Genomic DNA, 18,375 nt, shown 5'->3' with positions numbered 1-18,375 from the left:
AAACTAAAATCGTTTTTGTTAAACTAACTCTAACTTGTATGAGTAAGTCTAATAAAAATCCATTGTTAAAAAAATTTGGTAATCTAGTACACGATGCTCGTGTAAAGAAAGGTCTTAGTCAAGAAGAACTTGGTTTTGAACTAGATTTGCATAGAACTTACATAGGAATGATAGAAAGGGCTGAACGCAATATCTCTTTTTTTCATGCTATAAAACTCATACAATACCTCGATATAAATATTAAGGAGTTGTATGTTAAGCAGAAGAAATCTTAGGCATGAAGTTCCCCTTCCTCCAGAATTAACTCTAGATTCCATTTACAAGGCTTTGGAGAAAACTCAAGATCTTTTTTCCTTAATCAAGGACAAAACTGGTGTTGCGCTTAGCAAAATAATCCAATCAAATAATTTTAGTGGTATTGTATCCAATGTTTTCACGAAAATGCTAGATGAGTGTAGCCCATATAAGGCTTTTTCTGACCAGAGATATCCTGATTTAAAAAATATGAATAATGGAATTGGGTTAGAAGTCAAAGCATCGAACAAACCATTAAAAGGTGGGGAAGGGCATAACGGGCATTCTGGATGGCATATTGTCGTATGCTTTGTTGTTCTAGAAAATGGGAATATTGATTTTTCGCAGGTTGAAATCGCCAATCTTATAGGTTTCGAACAGCAGAATTCAGATTGGAAATATCAGGGTAGTGAAAGAAATGAGAATGACTCTCAACGTACGGAAACCTATATAACAACAAATATTGGAACGGCTAAATTAAGAGATGGTACGATTTATCTTAATTCTGAATACTGTACAATAACAGAAGCTCTTAAGAGAAATCGTAGAAAATTAGATTTGGCAATCCCTTACTACTCTATATTTGCAGAGTAGTTTGTCCGTAAAGTTTAGACAATTTAGGAATGGCATGAAGAGATTGCCTGAAAAATTCAGTATCTTTTTCTACGCCAATGCTGTCATAACCCAAATAATCGGCTGCCGCCAACGTCGAACCACTTCCAGAGAATGGATCAAGGACTATGCCTTCTCCCAAAGGCAATGCTGCTCGTACAATTTGTCTTAAAAAAGACTGTGGCTTAATGCTTGGATGATTTACAATGTCACGCTCAATTTTTGGTGTTTTCTCGCTTTGAATAAAATCAGAAAATGGTCTGTCTATAGCAGGTCTTCGTAATGCTCCTGCTTTCCAGACCCTTAGATTTTCAGCAACTGTTTTCTCTGCCAAAGGTTTTCTGTATAAGCACCAAGGCTCCCACAAAGCCTTTGGAATAACAGATAATTCAGGAAATTCGTCTTCCGCATTTTTGGGACGATCTCCACCTCTTAATGTACAAACAGAACGAATTATCTCACCTCTTTTTTCCAATCCTGCGGACCTAAGTGCGGAACCAACAATATCAGACAACAATGGCGTAGAGGCTAGGAAAATGTGTCCGCCAGGGACAAGAATTTTTTTTGCAAGTCGAGCCCATCTTTCAAAAAACAAATAGACGTTTTTTCGTTCTTCTGGATCATCATTGATAACGCTAAATCTGGGAACTGGTTGACGGGTACATCCATCAAATTTTTGAGGTATTCGCCAAATGCCTCCCGAACCGGCTCTTTTTTTTACAAGCTCTTTTTCTGTATATTCTTTAACTCCATACGGAGGATCCGTAACAATAGCAGTTATCGTGTTTTCAGACTGATTTTCCATCCAGTCAAAGCAATCTTCATTAAAAACTTTGTAGCACATACATACCTGCTTGTAATCTTGTTTAAAGATAGTATTATTTCCCAATGAAAATTATTAAAATAAAGGCAAATTTGGTGTTGTTTGATTAGGGCTTTTTTCTAAGACCAAAAAGACGTTATAAACAGAATCAGTAAAAAACGCCCAGGTTTTTTAACCTGGACGTTTTTGAAATGTGACTGGATCCTATCGCCACTTTCGTGGCTCCAGGATGACAATCCGAATTACTGGTACTCTCGCTTCGCTCAAGTACAAAATGCTAGGCTCTGTCATGCCCAAGCAAGCTTGGGCGCGACTCTCGCCTTACGCATTTTTGAGGAACTGCATGTACGGCAACTTCTTGGCGAGTTCCTGCACCTTGTCGGCGTTGGCCATGAGGGCGGAACGTGCGTGCCAGGAGCCGTCGAGGAACTGACCGCGCGGGCCGTCGGCAAGCGTGAGCTCGATGGTTTCGTCACCCATCTTGAGCGTACGGCTTTCGGTGCTCGTCACGAGTTCTTCGCTCGGGTGTGCTTCAATCCAGGAGAGGATCTTGTCTGCAACTTCGTGGCTTACCTTGTAGCAAGGCACGCCAATGGCCACACAGTTACCGAAGAAGATTTCGGAGTAGCTTTCGGCGATGATGGCGCGGATGCCCCAGCGCTTGAGAGCCTGCGGAGCGTGTTCACGGCTGGAACCGCAACCGAAGTTCTGGTTCGAAACGAGAATGGAACCGTTCTTGTAGGCCGGATCGCGGAAGGGGTGGACCTTGCCCTGAGCGGCGAGGCCTGCGATATCGTCGGCAAAGGCGTTTGCGCCGAGGCCTTCGAAAGTCACGCACTTGAGGAAGCGTGCCGGGATGATACGGTCTGTGTCGATGTCGTTGCCGCGTACAGGAACGCCGGAACCTTTAACAATGTCGATAGAATTCATTTTTTAAATCTCCTTGCGTTACTTGATGTACTTGCGGACGTCGGTGATCTTGCCTTCGATGGCGGCTGCTGCCACCATGGCGGGGCTCATGAGGATGGTGCGGCCCGTCGGGCTGCCCTGGCGGCCCTTGAAGTTACGGTTGCTGGAGCTTGCGCTGACCTGGCGACCCTTGAGCTTATCCGGGTTCATGGCGAGGCAGAGCGAGCAGCCTGCTTCGCGCCATTCGGCACCGGCTTCCTTAAAGATCTTGTCGAGACCGAGCTGTTCGGCTTCCACCTTGATCTTCATGGAGCCCGGAACGACCCACATCTTGACGGTCGGGGCAACCTTGTGGCCCTTGATGATTTCGGCGGCGGCCTGCAAGTCGGAGAGGCGGCCGTTAGTGCAGCTACCCACGAATGCGATGTCGATCGGGCGGCCAATCATCTTGGAACCTTCTTCCCAGCCCATGTATTCGTAGGCTTCGGAAATGACCTTCTTTTCGCTGCCTTCGAATTCGTCGATCTTCGGCATGTTGCCGTTGAGCGGGATGGCTTGAGCCGGAGTGATACCCCAGGTGACCATCGGTTCGAGGTTGTCGCAGTTGATTTCGACTTCGTCGTCAAACTGAGCGTCGGCGTCGGTAGCCACGGACTTCCAGTAAGCAACGGCTTCGTCCCACTTGTCGGCCTTCGGGGCGTACGGACGGCCCTTGAGGTATTCAAAAGTCTTTTCGTCGGGGTTGCAGTAACCGACGCGGGCGCCGCCTTCGATAGCCATGTTGCAGACCGTCATACGGCCTTCCATGCCCATTTCTTCGATGACCGGACCTGCAAATTCGTAAGCGTAGCCAACGCCACCGTTCACACCGAGCTTAGCGATGTAAGCAAGGGCTACGTCCTTGGCGGTCACACCCGGCTTGAGCTTGCCGGTGAACTTGATGCGGCGAGTCTTCAAGGGGCTCATGGCGAGCGTCTGGGTGGCGAGAACGTCTGCCACCTGGCTTGTGCCGATACCGAATGCGATAGCACCGAATGCACCGTGCGTTGCCGTGTGAGAGTCACCGCAAGCAACGGTCATACCCGGCTGCGTAACGCCTTCTTCCGGGCCAACGATGTGGATAACGCCCTGTTCGCAGGTGCTGGGGCCAAAGAACTTGATGCCGTTATTCTTGGTGTTGTTTTCGATATGGGAGAACATCTCTTCGGAAATGCCGTCCTGGAGCGGGCGGTTACGTTCCGGGAAAGTGGTCGGGATAATGTGGTCGACCGTGGCAAAAGTGCGTTCCGGGAACAGCACCTTCTGGCCTTCTTCGCGGAGCTGGGCGAAGGCCTGCGGACTCGTCACTTCGTGGCAGAGGTGAAGCCCGATAAAGAGCTGGCACTGGCCGCTCGGGAGCTTAGCTACCGTGTGGCTTTCGAAAATTTTCTGATAGAGTGATTTTCCCATAGATTTGTCTCTTTTAGGTTTGTTTTATTGCGGGCGTAAATATAGAATTTTAGACGAAAGACGAAAGACGAAAGACGAAAGAATAAACAAAAAACACAGCCTTGTGAGCCGTGTTTAATGTAGTCTTAACAAGAAAAATGGAATTAGAACTGTTCAATCTGGGTGTTGAACTTATACTTGTCTTTGTAGTAGGCGAGCATTTCGTTGCTGTTGGAGAATGCGCGGCGCAGCGGATCGCGAAGTGCCGGTTCTCTCTTGACCTTCTTGTTGATTTCCGGAACGACGTCCTTGAAGAAGAGTTCGTTGCTAGCGGCGGCAACGTGGTTCTGGTTGTATTCCATGTGGTAGCGGCGTTCGACCATCTGGAACAAGTCGGACTGGCAGGAATTTTCAGGCGGCAAGTGGCTAGCAACAGGCATATAGCACTGCTTAATGTAGTCTTGCTTCATGCTGACGATGAGGCTGTCAATGGCGGGAATATCGTGTACCGAGTCGTTGTGAACGGCAAGTTCGGCTTTGGGGGTGACAACGCTAGAGCAACCGGTGATGAGTGCTACTGCGATGAAGAGGGATGCCCCAATGATGGAATGTTTCATGTCCTAATCCTTTTGTTTTGACATTGTTTTTTAACTACATCAATCCCGTGTACCAAAGTTACTTAATTGTGGATTAATTTGCGATAGTAAGGGTGTAAAATTACTGTTACGAAAGCCCGTTTTTGGCATGTTTTTACGTTAGGTGTGACGAAAAACACCAAAAAAGTTTATTTGGAGGTCGGCTTGAATTTGTAAAACCACTTTATGGGGTCTATGACGTCGTAACGGACGTTGCCTATCCTCTTTTTTCCCTTCTTGCTGACGAGTCCCGTAACGATATGCGCATGCGGTCCAGTGGTGTGTCCTGTGGTGCCTACGGTGGCAATCGGGTCACCCGGCATGACCTCCTGGCCGTTCAGATAAAGGAGCTTGTCGCAATGCATAAACAAGATAACGTCTTGCTTACGAACGAGTGCAATAATCACGCCTCCGCGTTCATCACGGCTAGTCCAGGCTTTGGCTCCGTATGGGGCTAAAATACGTGCTCCCTGGCGGCTGGCGACGTCAATGCCGTTGTGCTTTCTTTGCGTAGCGGTGGCTGTTTCATGATAAAATTCCGTGATGTAGGCGATGCTGTCCGAAATGACGGATGTCCAGAATTTCCATGCAGCGCCGATTGTATCAGCCGAGGCGGGGCGCTTGATTTCGTCCGGGCGGGAAAAGCGTATTGTGGTTCCTTTAGGCGGAATGTTGTGGCAGCCCTTTTCCCATGCGGTCACGCCGTAGCCATTGTCTTCAAGTGTCTTGGCTACGTAGTTCTTAATCATCTTTTCGTTTGTGATGATCGCGTCAAATCGTCCGATAGCGTAACGCGCGATGCGCTGCATGCTTTCGTTCCCGTCAAAGGTGTATTCGAACGAGGGGGCTACGGAAAGCTGGTTTCGTTCCTGGATGCGGTCTCGGAGGTTGGAATCGCTCCTGTCGATGTCTGTGACAAAGAGGAATGGCGCGATAATAACGGCGATGAGCAATAGCGGAAACAGGTTGCGGATGAGTCTCGGGAATCCGTCAAGCGGATTTTTCACGAGAATTGAAACTTTATGGAGCTTTTGGATGACTTTGGCGAGTTCTTCCGGGTTCTTTTGAAAATCCAGGTTGAACGCTTCCTTGGTGGCGCTTGCGTTTCTGCTGATGGCCTTGCGGGCCTTGGGGTAGGCTCGTCTTGCCGGGCGTTCCTTGGAAAGCCACAAAATTTCGATTTTTTGCGCTTCTTTCACGTCCTCGATGAATGATGCCGCCGATTTCATGGAAAGGGGTGTCACATGCATGATCAGGAGTCGTGCCATGGCGACTAGCTTTCCGACGTTTTCGACTTGTTCGGTCGAAACGATGCCGATGACTTGCGGGGCTATTTTTTCGAGGTTTTTAAGGTTGTGGTAAAGCGTGCGGAATTCTATGTCCGAGGTGGGGATTGCCTTAGTCCCTGTAAATGAGATGCACCCGTCTTCTGTAGAAGAGGCTGTAATCTTTTGAATATCCTCGGCGGAGAGGAGCTTTTGTGAAAGGTGCGAGGTCTGGAAAGGCGCATTCCCTTCAAAAGGGCGCTTCCCGGTAAAGTCAATTACAATAAAACGCGCACCGGCGTTAAGTGCCAGTGCGAATTTATGCAAGGCTTCTGTGGGTAAGGTTTCTTCGTCAGAAATGGCGAAAAGCGATAACCCGCCTTGGTTGTAAAGGCTTTCTAGGACCTTTCTTTGCATGCCTTACTTAGCGGCACCGCGCGGATAGGAGTAGCCAGAAGGAGGTGCGGCGACGAACTTGTCGACCTGGAGGTAAAGTTCTTCAGCGGATGCGGCCGGGTTGAAGAAAATTTCCTGGTTTCTGTTCTGGCTGCGGCCCTCGATGGGTTCGTTGCGGCGGCCACGGCTGACGATGCCGAGCGGGAGCACTTCAAGGAGCGGGAGGAGGCCGAAGTAGCGGAAAAGGCTGAAGTTCTTCTGCCAAGTGGTACGTTCTGCCAAGATAGCGAAGGTCCCTTCGATGATGGACTTGCTCTGGAGAAGGTCTTCAGAGGTCATCGTCACAAGTTCGTGATTGGTCGGGAAGTTGTTCTGGAAGTTGACTATGTCGCCCTTGAGGTAGTTGGCGTCGCAGAGAAATACGAATTTCATTGTGTTTCCTGGTTAGATTTAATCGGTTTATTTCAAAATTAGTTTTTTTTGTGAAATTTTGCAGCTTTTTGAAGCCCTCGGGAGGGGGACGATTGACCAAAAAAGCCTTGTTTTACAAAAAATTTACATAACTGAAGCCTCTTTTATGAGTTTTGTGTGGAAAATGCGATTTTTACCCGAAAAACAGATGGTGGAGGACTTTTTATACCTTCTTTCTGTAACTCGTTGATGCTCAATTAGTTACGTAAATTTCTGAAACGAAATAGACAAAAAGCTCATTTTTTGTTATGGAAAACCAATTCAAAATATGAAAAGATTTCTCGGAAAAGCGTTATATTTAAAGACGATTTTAAGGACGTGTGATAAATTTCACTATGAAATTTTGATTGCATGTATGGTATCGGAGATCGAAAATGAAAAAACTGAAGAGGTCCATGGCGACCTTGATAGCATCTGCTAGTGTTATTGCAACATCATCGTTTGCGCAAAATCCTGCATCTGCGGCCCCGGCTCCACAAGCTGCTCCGGCCCCTGTAAGTGAACCTGCTCCTGAACCGGCTCCGGCGAACGAACCGCCACAGGTGGGTGGAATTCCTGGCGAATCTATTTTGGAAGGTGGGACTTTCACGAAGTTCAAACTTGATAACTTTGTCACCGACGACACGGACCAGCCCTCGCAGATCCGTTGGAAGGTGAGCGGCAACAAGGCCCTCAAGGTGAATATCGCTCCGGACCATACGGTTGAAATTGCAACTCCGGATGCCCTTTGGAATGGTTCCGAAGACTTGACCTTTACGGCAACGGACTCTAAAGGTGCCAGTGCATCTGAAACGGTGAACTTCTCGGTTGAATCCGTGAACAATCCGCCGGTTGTATCTCAGATACCGAGTCAGGTCATTACGGAAGGTCAGCAGTTCACCAAGATTCGCTTGGATGACTTTGTAAATGACCCGGACCACAAGAAGAACCTGATTACATGGGATACCGAAGTTGTCCCGGCAGGCGGTCCTCAGGCTGATGGTGATTTGTCTGTAACGATTGACGCTAACCGCGTTGCAACGATTGTTGTTCCCGACAAGCACTGGTATGGTGCTGCAAGAATCAAGTTTATCGCAAATGACCCGGATTACGGTAGCGATAACAAGACCGCAGCTTTCACGGTCACTCCTGTGAATGATCCTCCGACATTTACGAAGAAGATTCCGGACCAGGTCATCGATGAGAAAAATCAGTTTGATATGATTTCTCTTGCGGACTATGTCACGGACCCGGATGACGATCCGATGAAGCTCAAGTGGACGGTCACGGGCAACAAGGACCTCAAGATTGAAATTGACAATTACGGTTCTGCCATTGTGACAATCCCGAACGAGTTCTGGAATGGCCAGGAACGCGTGACGTTTACCGCGACGGACGCTGCCGGTGCATCCGTAAAGCAGGATGTGCTCTTCAAGGTCAACTCCATCAACGATCCTCCTGAATTTGTTCAAAACATTCCGGACCAGACGATTGACGAAAAGCAGGAATTCGCACCGATCCAGCTTGGCCAATATGTGAAGGATCCGGACCACCGCATCGAAATGCTCAAGTGGGCTGTTGCGGGCGCCAAGGATTTGAAGGTCTCTGTTTCTGGCGGTGTGGCTACAATCCGCATCCCGAACAAGATGTGGAACGGCTCTGAATCCATCAAGTTCAAGGCTACGGACCCGGAAGGCGCTTCTGCTGATTGCGAAGCTGTGTTTACGGTCAACTCCGTGAACGACTTGCCGAAGTTCATTCGCCCGATTCCGAACCAGAACATCAACGAAAAGCAGCAGTTCACCAAGATCAAGCTTGATGACTTCGTCAAGGACGAAGACCACAAGAATTCCGAACTCTCCTGGGATGTTGAAGTCAAGCACCAGGGCCAGATGCCGGAACTTGGTACGCTCAACGTCAATATTGACGACCAGCATGTCGCTACGGTTGAAATCCCGGACCCGAGCTGGTTTGGCAACACGATTGCAACATTTACAGTGACGGACCCGGAAGGCGGTTCTGCTAAGCAGGAAGTCGCTCTTAACGTGCGTTCTGTGAATGACCCGCCGGTATTCAAGAAGATTCCGGACCAGGTGATTGAAGAAAAGAACGAATTTACTTCGTTTATCATGGATGACTACTTGAGCGATGCCGACCACGATTTCTCGAAGCTCAAGATCGAAGTCACTGGCAATAAGGACCTCAAGGTCAATATTGATAACAGGTCTCACGAAGTCTCCGTGAAGATTCCGCACGACCAGTGGAACGGTACGGAAACGCTCATGTTTACCGCAACGGACCCGGAAGGCGCTCGTGCATCTACATCTGCAAAGTTCACGGTCAAGGCTATCAACGACCCGCCGGTCATGAAGGATATCCGCGAACAGACCATCAAGGAAAAGGGCGAATTCCAGCCGATTGAACTTGACAACTTTGTTGAAGACCTTGACCATGCCAAGAATCGCCTCAAGTGGACGATTACGGGCAACAAGGAACTCAAGGTTGCCATGGATGGTGCTCATGTCGTGCGCATCACTCCGCCGTCTCCGCAGTGGCACGGTGCCGAAACTCTGACGTTCAAGGTTTGCGACCCGGATAACGCTTGCGATGAACGCACGGCGAATTTCACCGTGGAATCCGTGAACGACGTTCCGATGTTTGTAAAGCAGGTCATGCCGCAGACGATTCGTGAAAAGGGCCAGTTCCAGCCGATTAAGCTCGCTGACATGGTGAAGGACTTGGATAACAAGCTCTCTGATCTCTCGTTCTCTGTCTCTAGCAAGCCTGCTGCCGGTTCCAAGAAGAGAGAATCCGAACTCAAGGTCAATATCGATGCGAACAAGGTTGCAACGATTGTTATTCCGAACAAGTACTGGAACGGTGCCGAAGAAATTACGTTCACCGTAACGGACCCGGAAGGCGCTAAGGCTTCTTCTACGGCTCTCTTCACGGTGGAATCTGTGAATGATCTCCCGGAAATCAAGCAGGTGGCTGACCAGACTATTCAGGAAAAGGGCGAATTCACTCCGTTCAACGTGTCTGAACTCGTGTCTGACCCGGATGACCGTTTTGAAAGCTTGAAGATTGACTTTACGGGCAATAGGGATCTCAAGGTCGATATGTCCAAGACGGGCATTGTGACCGTGAAGACTCCGAACAAGATGTGGAACGGTTCCGAAAAGGTGACCTTCACTGTGACCGACCCGTCTGGAGCCAAGGCCCGTACGACGGCAACGTTTACGGTTGTTTCTGTGAATGACCCGCCGGTCATGAAGGAAATTGCAAGCCAGACTGTCAAGGAAAAGGAATCGTTCAAGCCGATTGAACTTGACAACTTTGTTGAAGACCTTGATCATCCGAAGAACCGCCTCAAATGGAAGATGGAAGGCAACAAGGAACTCCGTGTCGCTATGGATGCAACGCACAAGGTGACGGTGACTCCGCCGAACGCAAGCTGGAATGGTTCTGAAAAGATTCGCTTTACGGTGACCGACCCGGATGGCGCTTCGGATAGCAAGGAAGTGACCTTTACGGTGCTTTCTGTGAACGACGCTCCGGAATTTGTCCGTGACCTCCGCGACCAATCCATTGACGAAAAGAAACAGTTCCAGCCGATCAAGCTTGCTGACTTCGTCAAGGACCCGGACCACAAGATTAGCGATCTCAAGTGGACGTTTAAGGTAAATCCGATTAGCCAGGGTTCTTCGAAGAAGAAGGGCAAGGATGACGGTGAAGAAACCTCCGCTTCTGGCCTTCGTGTGACGGTCGATCCGACTGGTGTTGCTACGGTTAACATTCCGAACAAGTATTGGCACGGTGCTGCTAACATCACGTTTACAGCAACGGACCCGGAAGGCGCTTCTGCAAGCAAGACTGCTCGCTTTGAAGTTCGCTCCGTGAACGATGCTCCGGTGATTTCCTCTAGCGCTCCGACGGGCGAAACGATTCTTGAAGGTGGCCGTTTCAAGACTATCGACCTCTCGACTCTCGCCGAAGACCCGGATCATCCGGCATCTTCCTTGAAGTGGGAAGTCTCTGGCAATCGTGACCTCAAGGTTGATATCCGTAAGGATAATACTGTAATCGTCTCTGTTCCGGATAAGCAGTGGAGCGGCAAGGAATCCCTCACGTTCTCCGTGACGGACCCGGAAGGTGCTTATGCTCGCCACAAGATGGTCTTTGAAGTGACCCGCGTGAACGATCCTCCGACGTTTGTGAAGAGAATTCCGGACCAGAAGATCAAGGAAAAGGAAACCTTCAAGCAGATTAAGCTTGACGAATTCGTGAAGGACCCGGATAACAAGCCTAACGAACTCCGCTGGAGAATCACGGGTGCTAAGCAGCTCAAGGCCGAAATCTCTCCGAGCCGTGTGCTTACGGTGACTGCACCGAATAAGGATTTCTGGTGCGCTCCTGAACTCATGATGCTTGAAGTGAGCGACCCGGATGGTGCAAAGACTTCTCAGACGATTACGTTCGAAATTGTCTCTGTGAACGATCCTCCGGTCTTGAGGGATATTCCGCCGCAGAAGATTCGTGAAAAGGGTACGTTCAAGGATATCGACTTGAGCAAGTTTGTCCGCGACCCGGATAACACCATGGAACAGCTCTCTTGGTCGGTCAAGGTTAAGAAGCCAGAATCCGAACAGCCTAAGAAGAGCAAGAAGGGTAAGAAGGGCAAGAAGGATGATGATGACGAGGAAGAAGAAGTCGTCAAGGATCCGTTCAGTGTTGTGATTTATAAGGGCGGCCTCGCTCACATCAATATTGCCGACCAGTATTGGCATGGTGAACGCAATGTCGTGTTCACCGTGAAGGACCCGGATGGCGCAACTGATTCCAAGACGGTCAACTTTGTCGTGGAATCTGTGAATGATGCTCCGGTCATTAGGCCGATTCTCGCCCAGACCATCAAGGAAAAAGAACATTTTGAACCGATTGATTTGTTGAAGTTTGTCTCTGACCCGGATCATCCGACGAGCTCTCTGAAGTTCGAAGTTGCTCCGACTCGCGCTCTCAAGACTACAATCAATGCCAAGAAGCAGCTCGTTGTGACGACCCCGGACAAGTACTGGAACGGTTCTGAAAAGATTCGTCTCGATGTGACGGATCCGGAAGGTGCAAGGGCTTCTCAGCAGATTGAATTCGAAGTGACTCCGGTGAACGATCCGCCTGTGATTACCAAGGAAATTGGCAATCAGAAAATCAAGGAAAAGGAAAGGTTTACTCCGGTGGACCTCGCAAGAATCGTTCACGACCCGGATAACAAGCCGAATGAACTCAAGTGGTCTGTTGCTGGCAACAACCAGCTTGTTGTGGACATCAAGAACGGCCGTGCAACGGTGACGACCCCGAATCCGAACTGGTTTGGCAAGGAAACGCTTACGTTCACGGTGATGGATCCGGCTGGCGATAAGCAGTCTGCAAAGGCTACGTTCGAAGTGATTCCGGTGAACGATCCTCCGAAGTTTAAGCCGATTCCGCCGCAGGTCATTGAAGAAAAGAAGACCTTCCCGGCAATTGACTTGACGAAGTTCGTGACCGACCCGGATAACAGCGTCGATGAACTCAAGTGGTCTATTGATGGTGAAAATCCGTTTGCTTCTGCTGCTCCTGTAAAGGCAAAGCACAACAAGAAGGACAAGAAGAAAAAGAAGGCCAAGAAGCAGGAAGAAGCTCCGGCTCCGACTTTCTCCAAGCATGAGCTGAAGTACAACATCAGCGAAAAGGGTATCCTCACTGTTGAAATCCCGAACAAGTACTGGAACGGTACCGAAACAGTGACGATCAACGTGTTTGACCCGAGCAAGGAAAAGGCTTCTGTTGAAGTCCGCTTTACTGTGAAGTCCGTGAATGACCCGCCGATTGTGAAGGAAATCCCGGGACAGACGACGCTTGAAGGCAAGGCTTTCAAGTCCGTCAACCTGGATGAATTTGTTAGCGATCCGGACCACAAGAAGAATGAGATCAGATGGAGTGTTTCTGGCGCCAAGAACATTGACGTGAGAATCAATGCTAACCACGTTGCTGAAATCAAGCCGAGAAGGGATAACTGGTTCGGTGATGAAACGATTATCTTTACGGCTACGGACCCGGCAGGTGGCACGGACAAGTCTGTTGTGAAGTTTATCGTGAAGCATGTGAATGCGGCTCCGGTCATGCGCGATATTCCTGACTATACCATCAGGGAAAATCAGAATGAAGGTGTGATTGCAACGATTAAGCTTGACCAGTATGCTCGCGATAAGGACCACAACTTCGAAGACCTCAAGTGGAAATTCACGGGTCAGAAGCAGTTGCAGGTGACTTATGACAAGTCAAAGAAGACTGTGATTGTGGCTCAGCCGTATTCTCACTGGAAGGGCAAGCCGGAACGCATCACGTTCACAGTTACGGACCCGGAAGGCGCTACCGCTCACAAGACGGCTACATTTACGGTGATTGCCGTGAACAACGCTCCGGAAACGAAGCCGCTCTCTTACCAGACTCGCGAAGGAGAAACGCTCAAGGTCCCGGCTGCAACAGGCCTCATGTCAGCCGCTAAGGATCCGGATGGCGACAAGCTCGAATCCGTGAAGACGGTGATGAAGCCACGCAATGGTCGAATCGTCTTGAACGAAAAGAACGGTTCCTTCGAATACACCCCGAACAAGGGCTTCTCTGGAATCGACGAATTTACGTACAAGGTGTTTGACCCGTCTGGACTCGGTTCCAAGGTGACGAACGTGGAAATCAGTGTCCAGTTCAAGCCGAAGGACGTCCGCAGCAACAGCGCGAACAACAAGAAAAAGAAATAAGGTTTTCCTTGTAAAATAAAGAGCGCCTCGTGGTTAAAACCGCGGGGCGTTTTTGATTTAGTAGAAAGTTTAAGTTAGGAGAGAGAGGGTTGCCTCGGATTGTCGTAGAAACAAAAAAAGAAGGCCAACCTTTCGGTTGGTCTTCTCTTCTGCGGGTGCCAGGACTCGAACCTGGAGCCTTTTGGTTCGTAGCCAAACGCTCTATCCAGTTGGGCTACATCCGCGTTTTGTTTTGTTGTCTTCTCTCGTTGACGGGTCCAAATATAGAATAATCAGAAATAATGTCAAGGGTAAAAGGCAAAAAAAGTGAAAAAAATTGTTTTTTTTTGAAAAAATATTCGCATGTTCTGTTTTTGACTATTAAAACAGTCTTTTTGACTATTTGCTCGCCTGAATTACCCCCATTTAACCCCTATTTACGTTCCCATATAATTGAATAGATTTTGTTCTTTAGCTATTTTTGAGCCCAAACTTTTTTAGTGTGACTTAAAATGGATAAGTTCAAATCATTCATGAAGATTTTAGGCGCGGCCATCGTCAAGTATGGTTCCATCGTTTGGCAGAAAATTTGGAGTTTGGTGAAGATTGCGTTTGCCAACAAGATTTTCCGATGGTTCTTTATATTCATGTGTCCGATATTCGTGGCGTTCATTGCCGCGCTGGCCGTTTATATCCATTACTCGCCGGAACTGCCGTCGCTCTCGCAGCTCGAACAGATCAATCCGCGACTCGTGACGAACATTTACGACAAGGATGGCCAAATTGCCCATGAATACTTCGTGGAACGCCGCGAATGGACTTCCATTGATTCAATTCCGGTGAATGCAATCCATGCGGTGATGGCGACCGAAGACCGTGCGTTCTACAAGCACTGGGGCATGAACGTGTGGGCGATTCCGTCTGCGCTTATCGAAAGCGCCGTCTCGGGCAATAAGCTCCGCGGTGCATCGACTTTGACGCAGCAGCTCACCAAACTCCTGTTCCTCACGCCGGAACGCTCGCTTTCCCGTAAGATTAAGGAAATGATGACGGCCATCCGCATCGAACAGACCTACACGAAGGAAGAAATTCTTGAGTTCTATATGAACGAAGTTTACCTCGCTGGCGGTAACTACGGTTTCCAGGCTGCAGGCAAGTTCTACTTCGGTAAGCCGCTCGATAGCCTTTCTATCCCGGAATACGCTGTGCTCGCGGGCATGTTGCAGCGCCCTGAAACGTATCGCCCTGACCGTCATCCGAAGGCCTCCAAGCGCCGTCGTAACACGGTGCTCTATGCGATGCGCGATGCAGGCTATATCACGAACGAGGAATACCGCAAGTATATTGAAGAACCGATTGTGCTTGCCAAGAAAGAAGATGTGACTGGAACGGGCTTGTATTTCTTTGAAGAAATCCGCAAGTATATGGAAAAGAAGTACGGCGAAAACTCGCTCTATGCCGATGGCGTGTCCGTCTATAGTACGATTGATCCGGAAATCCAGGCGTTCCTTGACAGTGTCGCCTATGCACAGGTTGAACGTGTCCGTCGCCGCATCAAGTACCGCGCTACTCGCAGGCTCCAGCTCACCAAGAAGTACGACATGCCCGAAGATAGCGTTGTCGCTCACTTCGATAGCGTCTACACGCTCTTCAAGAAGGAATATCTCGCTGCTGATACGGTTCGCAACAAGCGTGGCCAGTTTATCCGTTTCCCGGACAGTATCCGTTACCATCACGCTGAAGTAGCTGCTATTATCATTGAAAACGAAACGGGTGCTATCCGCGCTATGGTGGGTGGTAGCGACTTCAACAAGTCCAAGTGGAACCGCGCTGTGCAGTCCTTGCGCCAGCCGGGTTCTTCGTTCAAGCCGATCGTCTATTCTACCGCAATGGACAACGGTGCTAGCCCCTGCGACTCTGTGAACGACCAGCCGGTGACGATCCCGGACCCGGATGACAAGAACCCGAACAAGGTTTGGCGCCCAGGCAACTTTGAACATGACTTCGAAGGTATGATGACGCTCCGCCGCGCTCTGTACAAGTCCAAGAACTTGCCGGCTATTTTGACGGGTATGAAGTACGGTCTCAGCAACGTGGTGAACTACGCTCGCAAGTTCGGCATCAAGCGTGCTCCGTTGCAGGCGGTCCCGAGTTTGGCTCTTGGTTCCGTGGGTGCAACGCTTATGGAAATGACGTCTGCTTACACGGTGTTCCCGAACGGCGGTAACCGCATTGAGCCGTACATGATTGAATCTATCGTGGACCGCAATGGCGAGGTGGTGGAGAAGAATTCCAAGGTTGAACACGAAGTCTTGCGCCCGGCATCGGCTTACTTGATGGTTGATATGCTCAAGGACGTGAACGTTCGCGGTACGGCAGGCCGTGTGTGGGCTTCTGGTTTCCGTCACCCGAGTGGCGGTAAGACGGGTACGACGAACGATTACACGGATACGTGGTACATTGGCTTCACGAAGCAGTACACGATGGGCGTGTGGGTCGGTTCCGACAATCCGGGAACCATGGGTGCCGGTCATACGGGTACTGAAGACGCTCTCCCGATTTGGATGGCTACGATGGCGAAGTTGCACAAGGATTTGCCGAAGCTTCCGTTCCCGGTTCCGCCTGGTGTAATCAGCCGTGGCATCTGCAACCACACGGGCCTTATCGCTGGTGAGTTCTGCTCTGAAAAGACTTACTGCCTCTACACGGCGGGCTACGGCCCGACGGAGCGTTGCGATGGCAACCATTTCTCGTCGCAGACAAAGTCTGCTGATAACGCTACTTTGTTCAGCAACAAGGGTGTTGTTGAAAACAACCGTTATGAAGCTCCGCAGCCCAAGAAAAAGAAAGGCAAGGGCAAGGACGAACCGCAGCAGCCCAAGCGTAGCACGAGAAAGATGTTCTAGCTGAAAAGCCGGAAGTAGACAATGACGGTATGAAGTAAATATTCCAGTCAGCTGTTTCAATCATTAGAGTTTAATTAAAGGAGTCCTTACGGGCTCCTTTTTTGTGTGGTGGGGGCGCGACGCCTGCACAAAAAAAATCCCGACTCTGCAGAGTCGGGATTTTTAGTGGAGTTAGAATATGAAATTCTAGCAGCCTAGATGCGCGCTGTTCGCGCGCACTTGGCGGTTGATTACATCATGCCGCCCATGCCCATGGACGGATCCATAGCCGGAGCTGCCGGAGCCTTCGGTTCCTTCTTTTCGGTGATCACGCAGTCAGTCGTGAGGATCATCGAAGCGATGGAGGAGGCGTTCTTGAGAGCCGTGCGGGTCACCTTAGCCGGGTCAATGACGCCAGCCTTGATGAGGTCTTCGTAAGTGTCGGTCTTAGCATTGTAGCCAAAGCCGTCCTTGCCTTCCTTGACCTTGTTCACGACCACAGAGCCTTCGAGGCCTGCGTTCTGGACGATCTGGCGGAGCGGTTCTTCGATAGCGCGGCGGATGATTGCAGCACCAGTCTTCTGGTCGGCATTGTCGAACTGGAGAGCGTCGATAGCCTTTTCAGCGCGGATGAGAGCAACGCCACCACCCGGAACGATACCTTCTTCGACAGCGGCGCGAGTTGCGTGCATAGCGTCATCGACGCGGTCCTTCTTTTCCTTCATTTCAACTTCGGTTGCAGCACCGACCTTGATCACAGCAACGCCACCGGCGAGCTTTGCCAAGCGTTCCTGGAGCTTTTCACGGTCATAGTCGCTAGTGGTAGCTTCGATCTGCTTCTTGATCTGAGCGATACGGCCCTTGATAGAAGCGGCGTCGCCAGCACCTTCGACGATCGTGGTGTTGTCCTTCGTGATGGTGATGGACTTTGCCTTACCGAGAACGGTAACCGGAGCATCTTCGAGCTTAGCACCGGTGTCTTCGGAGACGAGCATACCGCCAGTGAGGATAGCGATATCTTCGAGCATTGCCTTACGACGGTCACCAAAGCCCGGAGCCTTAACGGCAGCAACCTTCAAAGTGCCGCGCATCTTGTTCACAACGAGCGTTGCGAGAGCTTCGCCATCGACGTCTTCGGCGATGATGAGGAGAGACTTGCCCTGCTTTGCAACGTGTTCGAGCATCGGGAGCAAATCCTTCATGGTAGAAATCTTCTTGTCGTACAGGAGAATGTACGGATTTTCGAGAGCGACTTCCATGCTGTCCGTGTTCGTGACGAAGTACGGAGAGAGGTAGCCACGGTCGAACTGCATACCTTCGACAACGTCGAGGACGGTTTCAGCAGTCTTGGATTCTTCGATGGTGATGACGCCATCGTTGCCGACCTTTTCCATAGCGTTGGCGAGGAGTTCGCCAATTTCCGGGTCGTTGTTAGCAGAAATCGTTGCGACCTGGGCGATGTGTTCCTTGCCATTAATCTTGACGGCCATCTTGCCGACTTCCTTGATCACGGCTTCGACAGCAGCGTCCATACCGCGCTTGATGTCCATCGGGTTTGCACCAGCAGCGACGTTCTTGAGGCCTTCGCGAGTGATTGCCTGAGCGAGAACGGTTGCAGTCGTGGTACCGTCACCAGCAGCGTCAGAAGTCTTGTTGGCGACTTCCTTAGCCATCTGAGCGCCGAGATTTTCGTATGCGTCTTCGAGTTCGACTTCCTTAGCGACAGAAACGCCGTCCTTAGTGACGTTCGGAGCACCGAAAGAACGTGCGATCATCACGTTACGGCCCTTAGGACCGAGAGTAACCTTAACTGCATTGGCGAGCTTGTCAACGCCCTTCATGAGGGATTCGCGAGCTGCTACATCAAACTTCAATTGCTTTGCCATTTTTAATTGTCCTTGT

The 18,375-nt window shown here is 49.9% G+C and carries 11 protein-coding genes and 1 tRNA gene; 4 read left to right on the top strand and 8 right to left on the bottom strand.

Translation table 11 applies throughout. From position 1 onward, the window contains the following. Positions 1-38: 38 nt before the first annotated feature. Positions 39-275 (top strand): helix-turn-helix domain-containing protein, encoded by a 237-nt coding sequence (locus tag FSU_RS02230; RefSeq protein WP_012819916.1) that lies wholly within the window; start codon positions 39-41, stop codon positions 273-275. Further along, positions 253-888: a hypothetical protein gene (locus FSU_RS02225; RefSeq protein ID WP_012819915.1), complete on the top strand. Its 636-nt coding sequence runs from the start codon at positions 253-255 to the stop codon at positions 886-888. The genes FSU_RS02230 and FSU_RS02225 overlap by 23 nt, the downstream gene beginning before the upstream one ends. Here the strand turns inward: FSU_RS02225 and FSU_RS02220 are convergent. The 6 genes from FSU_RS02220 to FSU_RS02195 form a co-directional block, all read right to left on the bottom strand. Continuing rightward, positions 872-1,750, bottom strand: coding sequence for a DNA-methyltransferase (locus FSU_RS02220; RefSeq protein WP_012819914.1), 879 nt, complete (start codon positions 1,748-1,750; stop codon positions 872-874). The two genes, FSU_RS02225 and FSU_RS02220, sit on opposite strands and share 17 nt — an antisense overlap. A gap of 300 nt (positions 1,751-2,050) precedes the next feature. Then, the gene (locus FSU_RS02215) at positions 2,051-2,659 is read right to left on the bottom strand and encodes a 3-isopropylmalate dehydratase small subunit (protein WP_012819913.1); all 609 of its coding nucleotides are present in this window, start codon (positions 2,657-2,659) and stop codon (positions 2,051-2,053) included. Between the two features lie 18 nt (positions 2,660-2,677). Continuing rightward, entirely contained in the window at positions 2,678-4,087 is a 1,410-nt protein-coding gene (leuC, locus tag FSU_RS02210; RefSeq protein ID WP_012819912.1) for a 3-isopropylmalate dehydratase large subunit, read from the bottom strand. A 143-nt stretch (positions 4,088-4,230) separates the two neighbouring features. After that, complete coding sequence (locus FSU_RS02205) at positions 4,231-4,683, bottom strand: hypothetical protein (RefSeq protein WP_012819911.1); 453 nt, start codon at positions 4,681-4,683, stop codon at positions 4,231-4,233. A gap of 167 nt (positions 4,684-4,850) precedes the next feature. Continuing rightward, a complete protein-coding gene (locus FSU_RS02200; RefSeq protein ID WP_012819910.1) occupies positions 4,851-6,383 on the bottom strand; it encodes a M23 family metallopeptidase in 1,533 nt (510 codons plus the stop codon). A 3-nt stretch (positions 6,384-6,386) separates the two neighbouring features. Further along, positions 6,387-6,794: a hypothetical protein gene (locus tag FSU_RS02195; RefSeq protein WP_041917814.1), complete on the bottom strand. Its 408-nt coding sequence runs from the start codon at positions 6,792-6,794 to the stop codon at positions 6,387-6,389. Positions 6,795-7,207: 413 nt separating this feature from the next. Between FSU_RS02195 and FSU_RS02190 the strand changes: the two genes are divergently transcribed. Next, a complete protein-coding gene (locus tag FSU_RS02190; RefSeq protein WP_012819908.1) occupies positions 7,208-13,609 on the top strand; it encodes an Ig-like domain-containing protein in 6,402 nt (2,133 codons plus the stop codon). Between the two features lie 150 nt (positions 13,610-13,759). Here FSU_RS02190 and FSU_RS02185 read toward each other — a convergent pair. Then, positions 13,760-13,833: transfer RNA gene (locus FSU_RS02185), tRNA-Arg, on the bottom strand. 267 nt (positions 13,834-14,100) lie between these two features. On the opposite strand from FSU_RS02185, the gene FSU_RS02180 reads away from it, so the two are divergent. Continuing rightward, positions 14,101-16,494 (top strand): penicillin-binding protein 1A, encoded by a 2,394-nt coding sequence (locus FSU_RS02180; protein ID WP_012819907.1) that lies wholly within the window; start codon positions 14,101-14,103, stop codon positions 16,492-16,494. 230 nt (positions 16,495-16,724) lie between these two features. On the opposite strand, the gene groL is transcribed toward FSU_RS02180, so the two are convergent. Then, on the bottom strand, positions 16,725-18,359 hold the full coding sequence (groL, locus tag FSU_RS02175; RefSeq protein ID WP_012819906.1) for a chaperonin GroEL: 1,635 nt from the start codon (positions 18,357-18,359) through the stop codon (positions 16,725-16,727). Positions 18,360-18,375 lie beyond the last annotated feature (16 nt).

Origin of the sequence: Fibrobacter succinogenes subsp. succinogenes S85 (assembly GCF_000146505.1) — a bacterium.
Lineage (GTDB): Bacteria > Fibrobacterota > Fibrobacteria > Fibrobacterales > Fibrobacteraceae > Fibrobacter > Fibrobacter succinogenes.
Note: the sequence above shows the minus strand (reverse complement) of the source record. Positions and strands in the feature narration are given on the sequence as shown.

Excerpts from the sequence above, each read along its gene's own strand:
- FSU_RS02200 (WP_012819910.1), bottom strand. The coding sequence starts at position 6,383 with ATGCAAAGAAAGGTCCTAGAAAGCCTTTACAACCAAGGCGGGTTATCG.
- groL (WP_012819906.1), bottom strand. The coding sequence starts at position 18,359 with ATGGCAAAGCAATTGAAGTTTGATGTAGCAGCTCGCGAATCCCTCATG.
- FSU_RS02180 (WP_012819907.1), top strand. The coding sequence starts at position 14,101 with ATGGATAAGTTCAAATCATTCATGAAGATTTTAGGCGCGGCCATCGTC.
- FSU_RS02205 (WP_012819911.1), bottom strand. The coding sequence starts at position 4,683 with ATGAAACATTCCATCATTGGGGCATCCCTCTTCATCGCAGTAGCACTC.
- FSU_RS02215 (WP_012819913.1), bottom strand. The coding sequence starts at position 2,659 with ATGAATTCTATCGACATTGTTAAAGGTTCCGGCGTTCCTGTACGCGGC.
- FSU_RS02190 (WP_012819908.1), top strand. The coding sequence starts at position 7,208 with ATGAAAAAACTGAAGAGGTCCATGGCGACCTTGATAGCATCTGCTAGT.
- FSU_RS02195 (WP_041917814.1), bottom strand. The coding sequence starts at position 6,794 with ATGAAATTCGTATTTCTCTGCGACGCCAACTACCTCAAGGGCGACATA.
- FSU_RS02225 (WP_012819915.1), top strand. The coding sequence starts at position 253 with ATGTTAAGCAGAAGAAATCTTAGGCATGAAGTTCCCCTTCCTCCAGAA.
- FSU_RS02230 (WP_012819916.1), top strand. The coding sequence starts at position 39 with ATGAGTAAGTCTAATAAAAATCCATTGTTAAAAAAATTTGGTAATCTA.
- FSU_RS02220 (WP_012819914.1), bottom strand. The coding sequence starts at position 1,750 with ATGTGCTACAAAGTTTTTAATGAAGATTGCTTTGACTGGATGGAAAAT.
- leuC (WP_012819912.1), bottom strand. The coding sequence starts at position 4,087 with ATGGGAAAATCACTCTATCAGAAAATTTTCGAAAGCCACACGGTAGCT.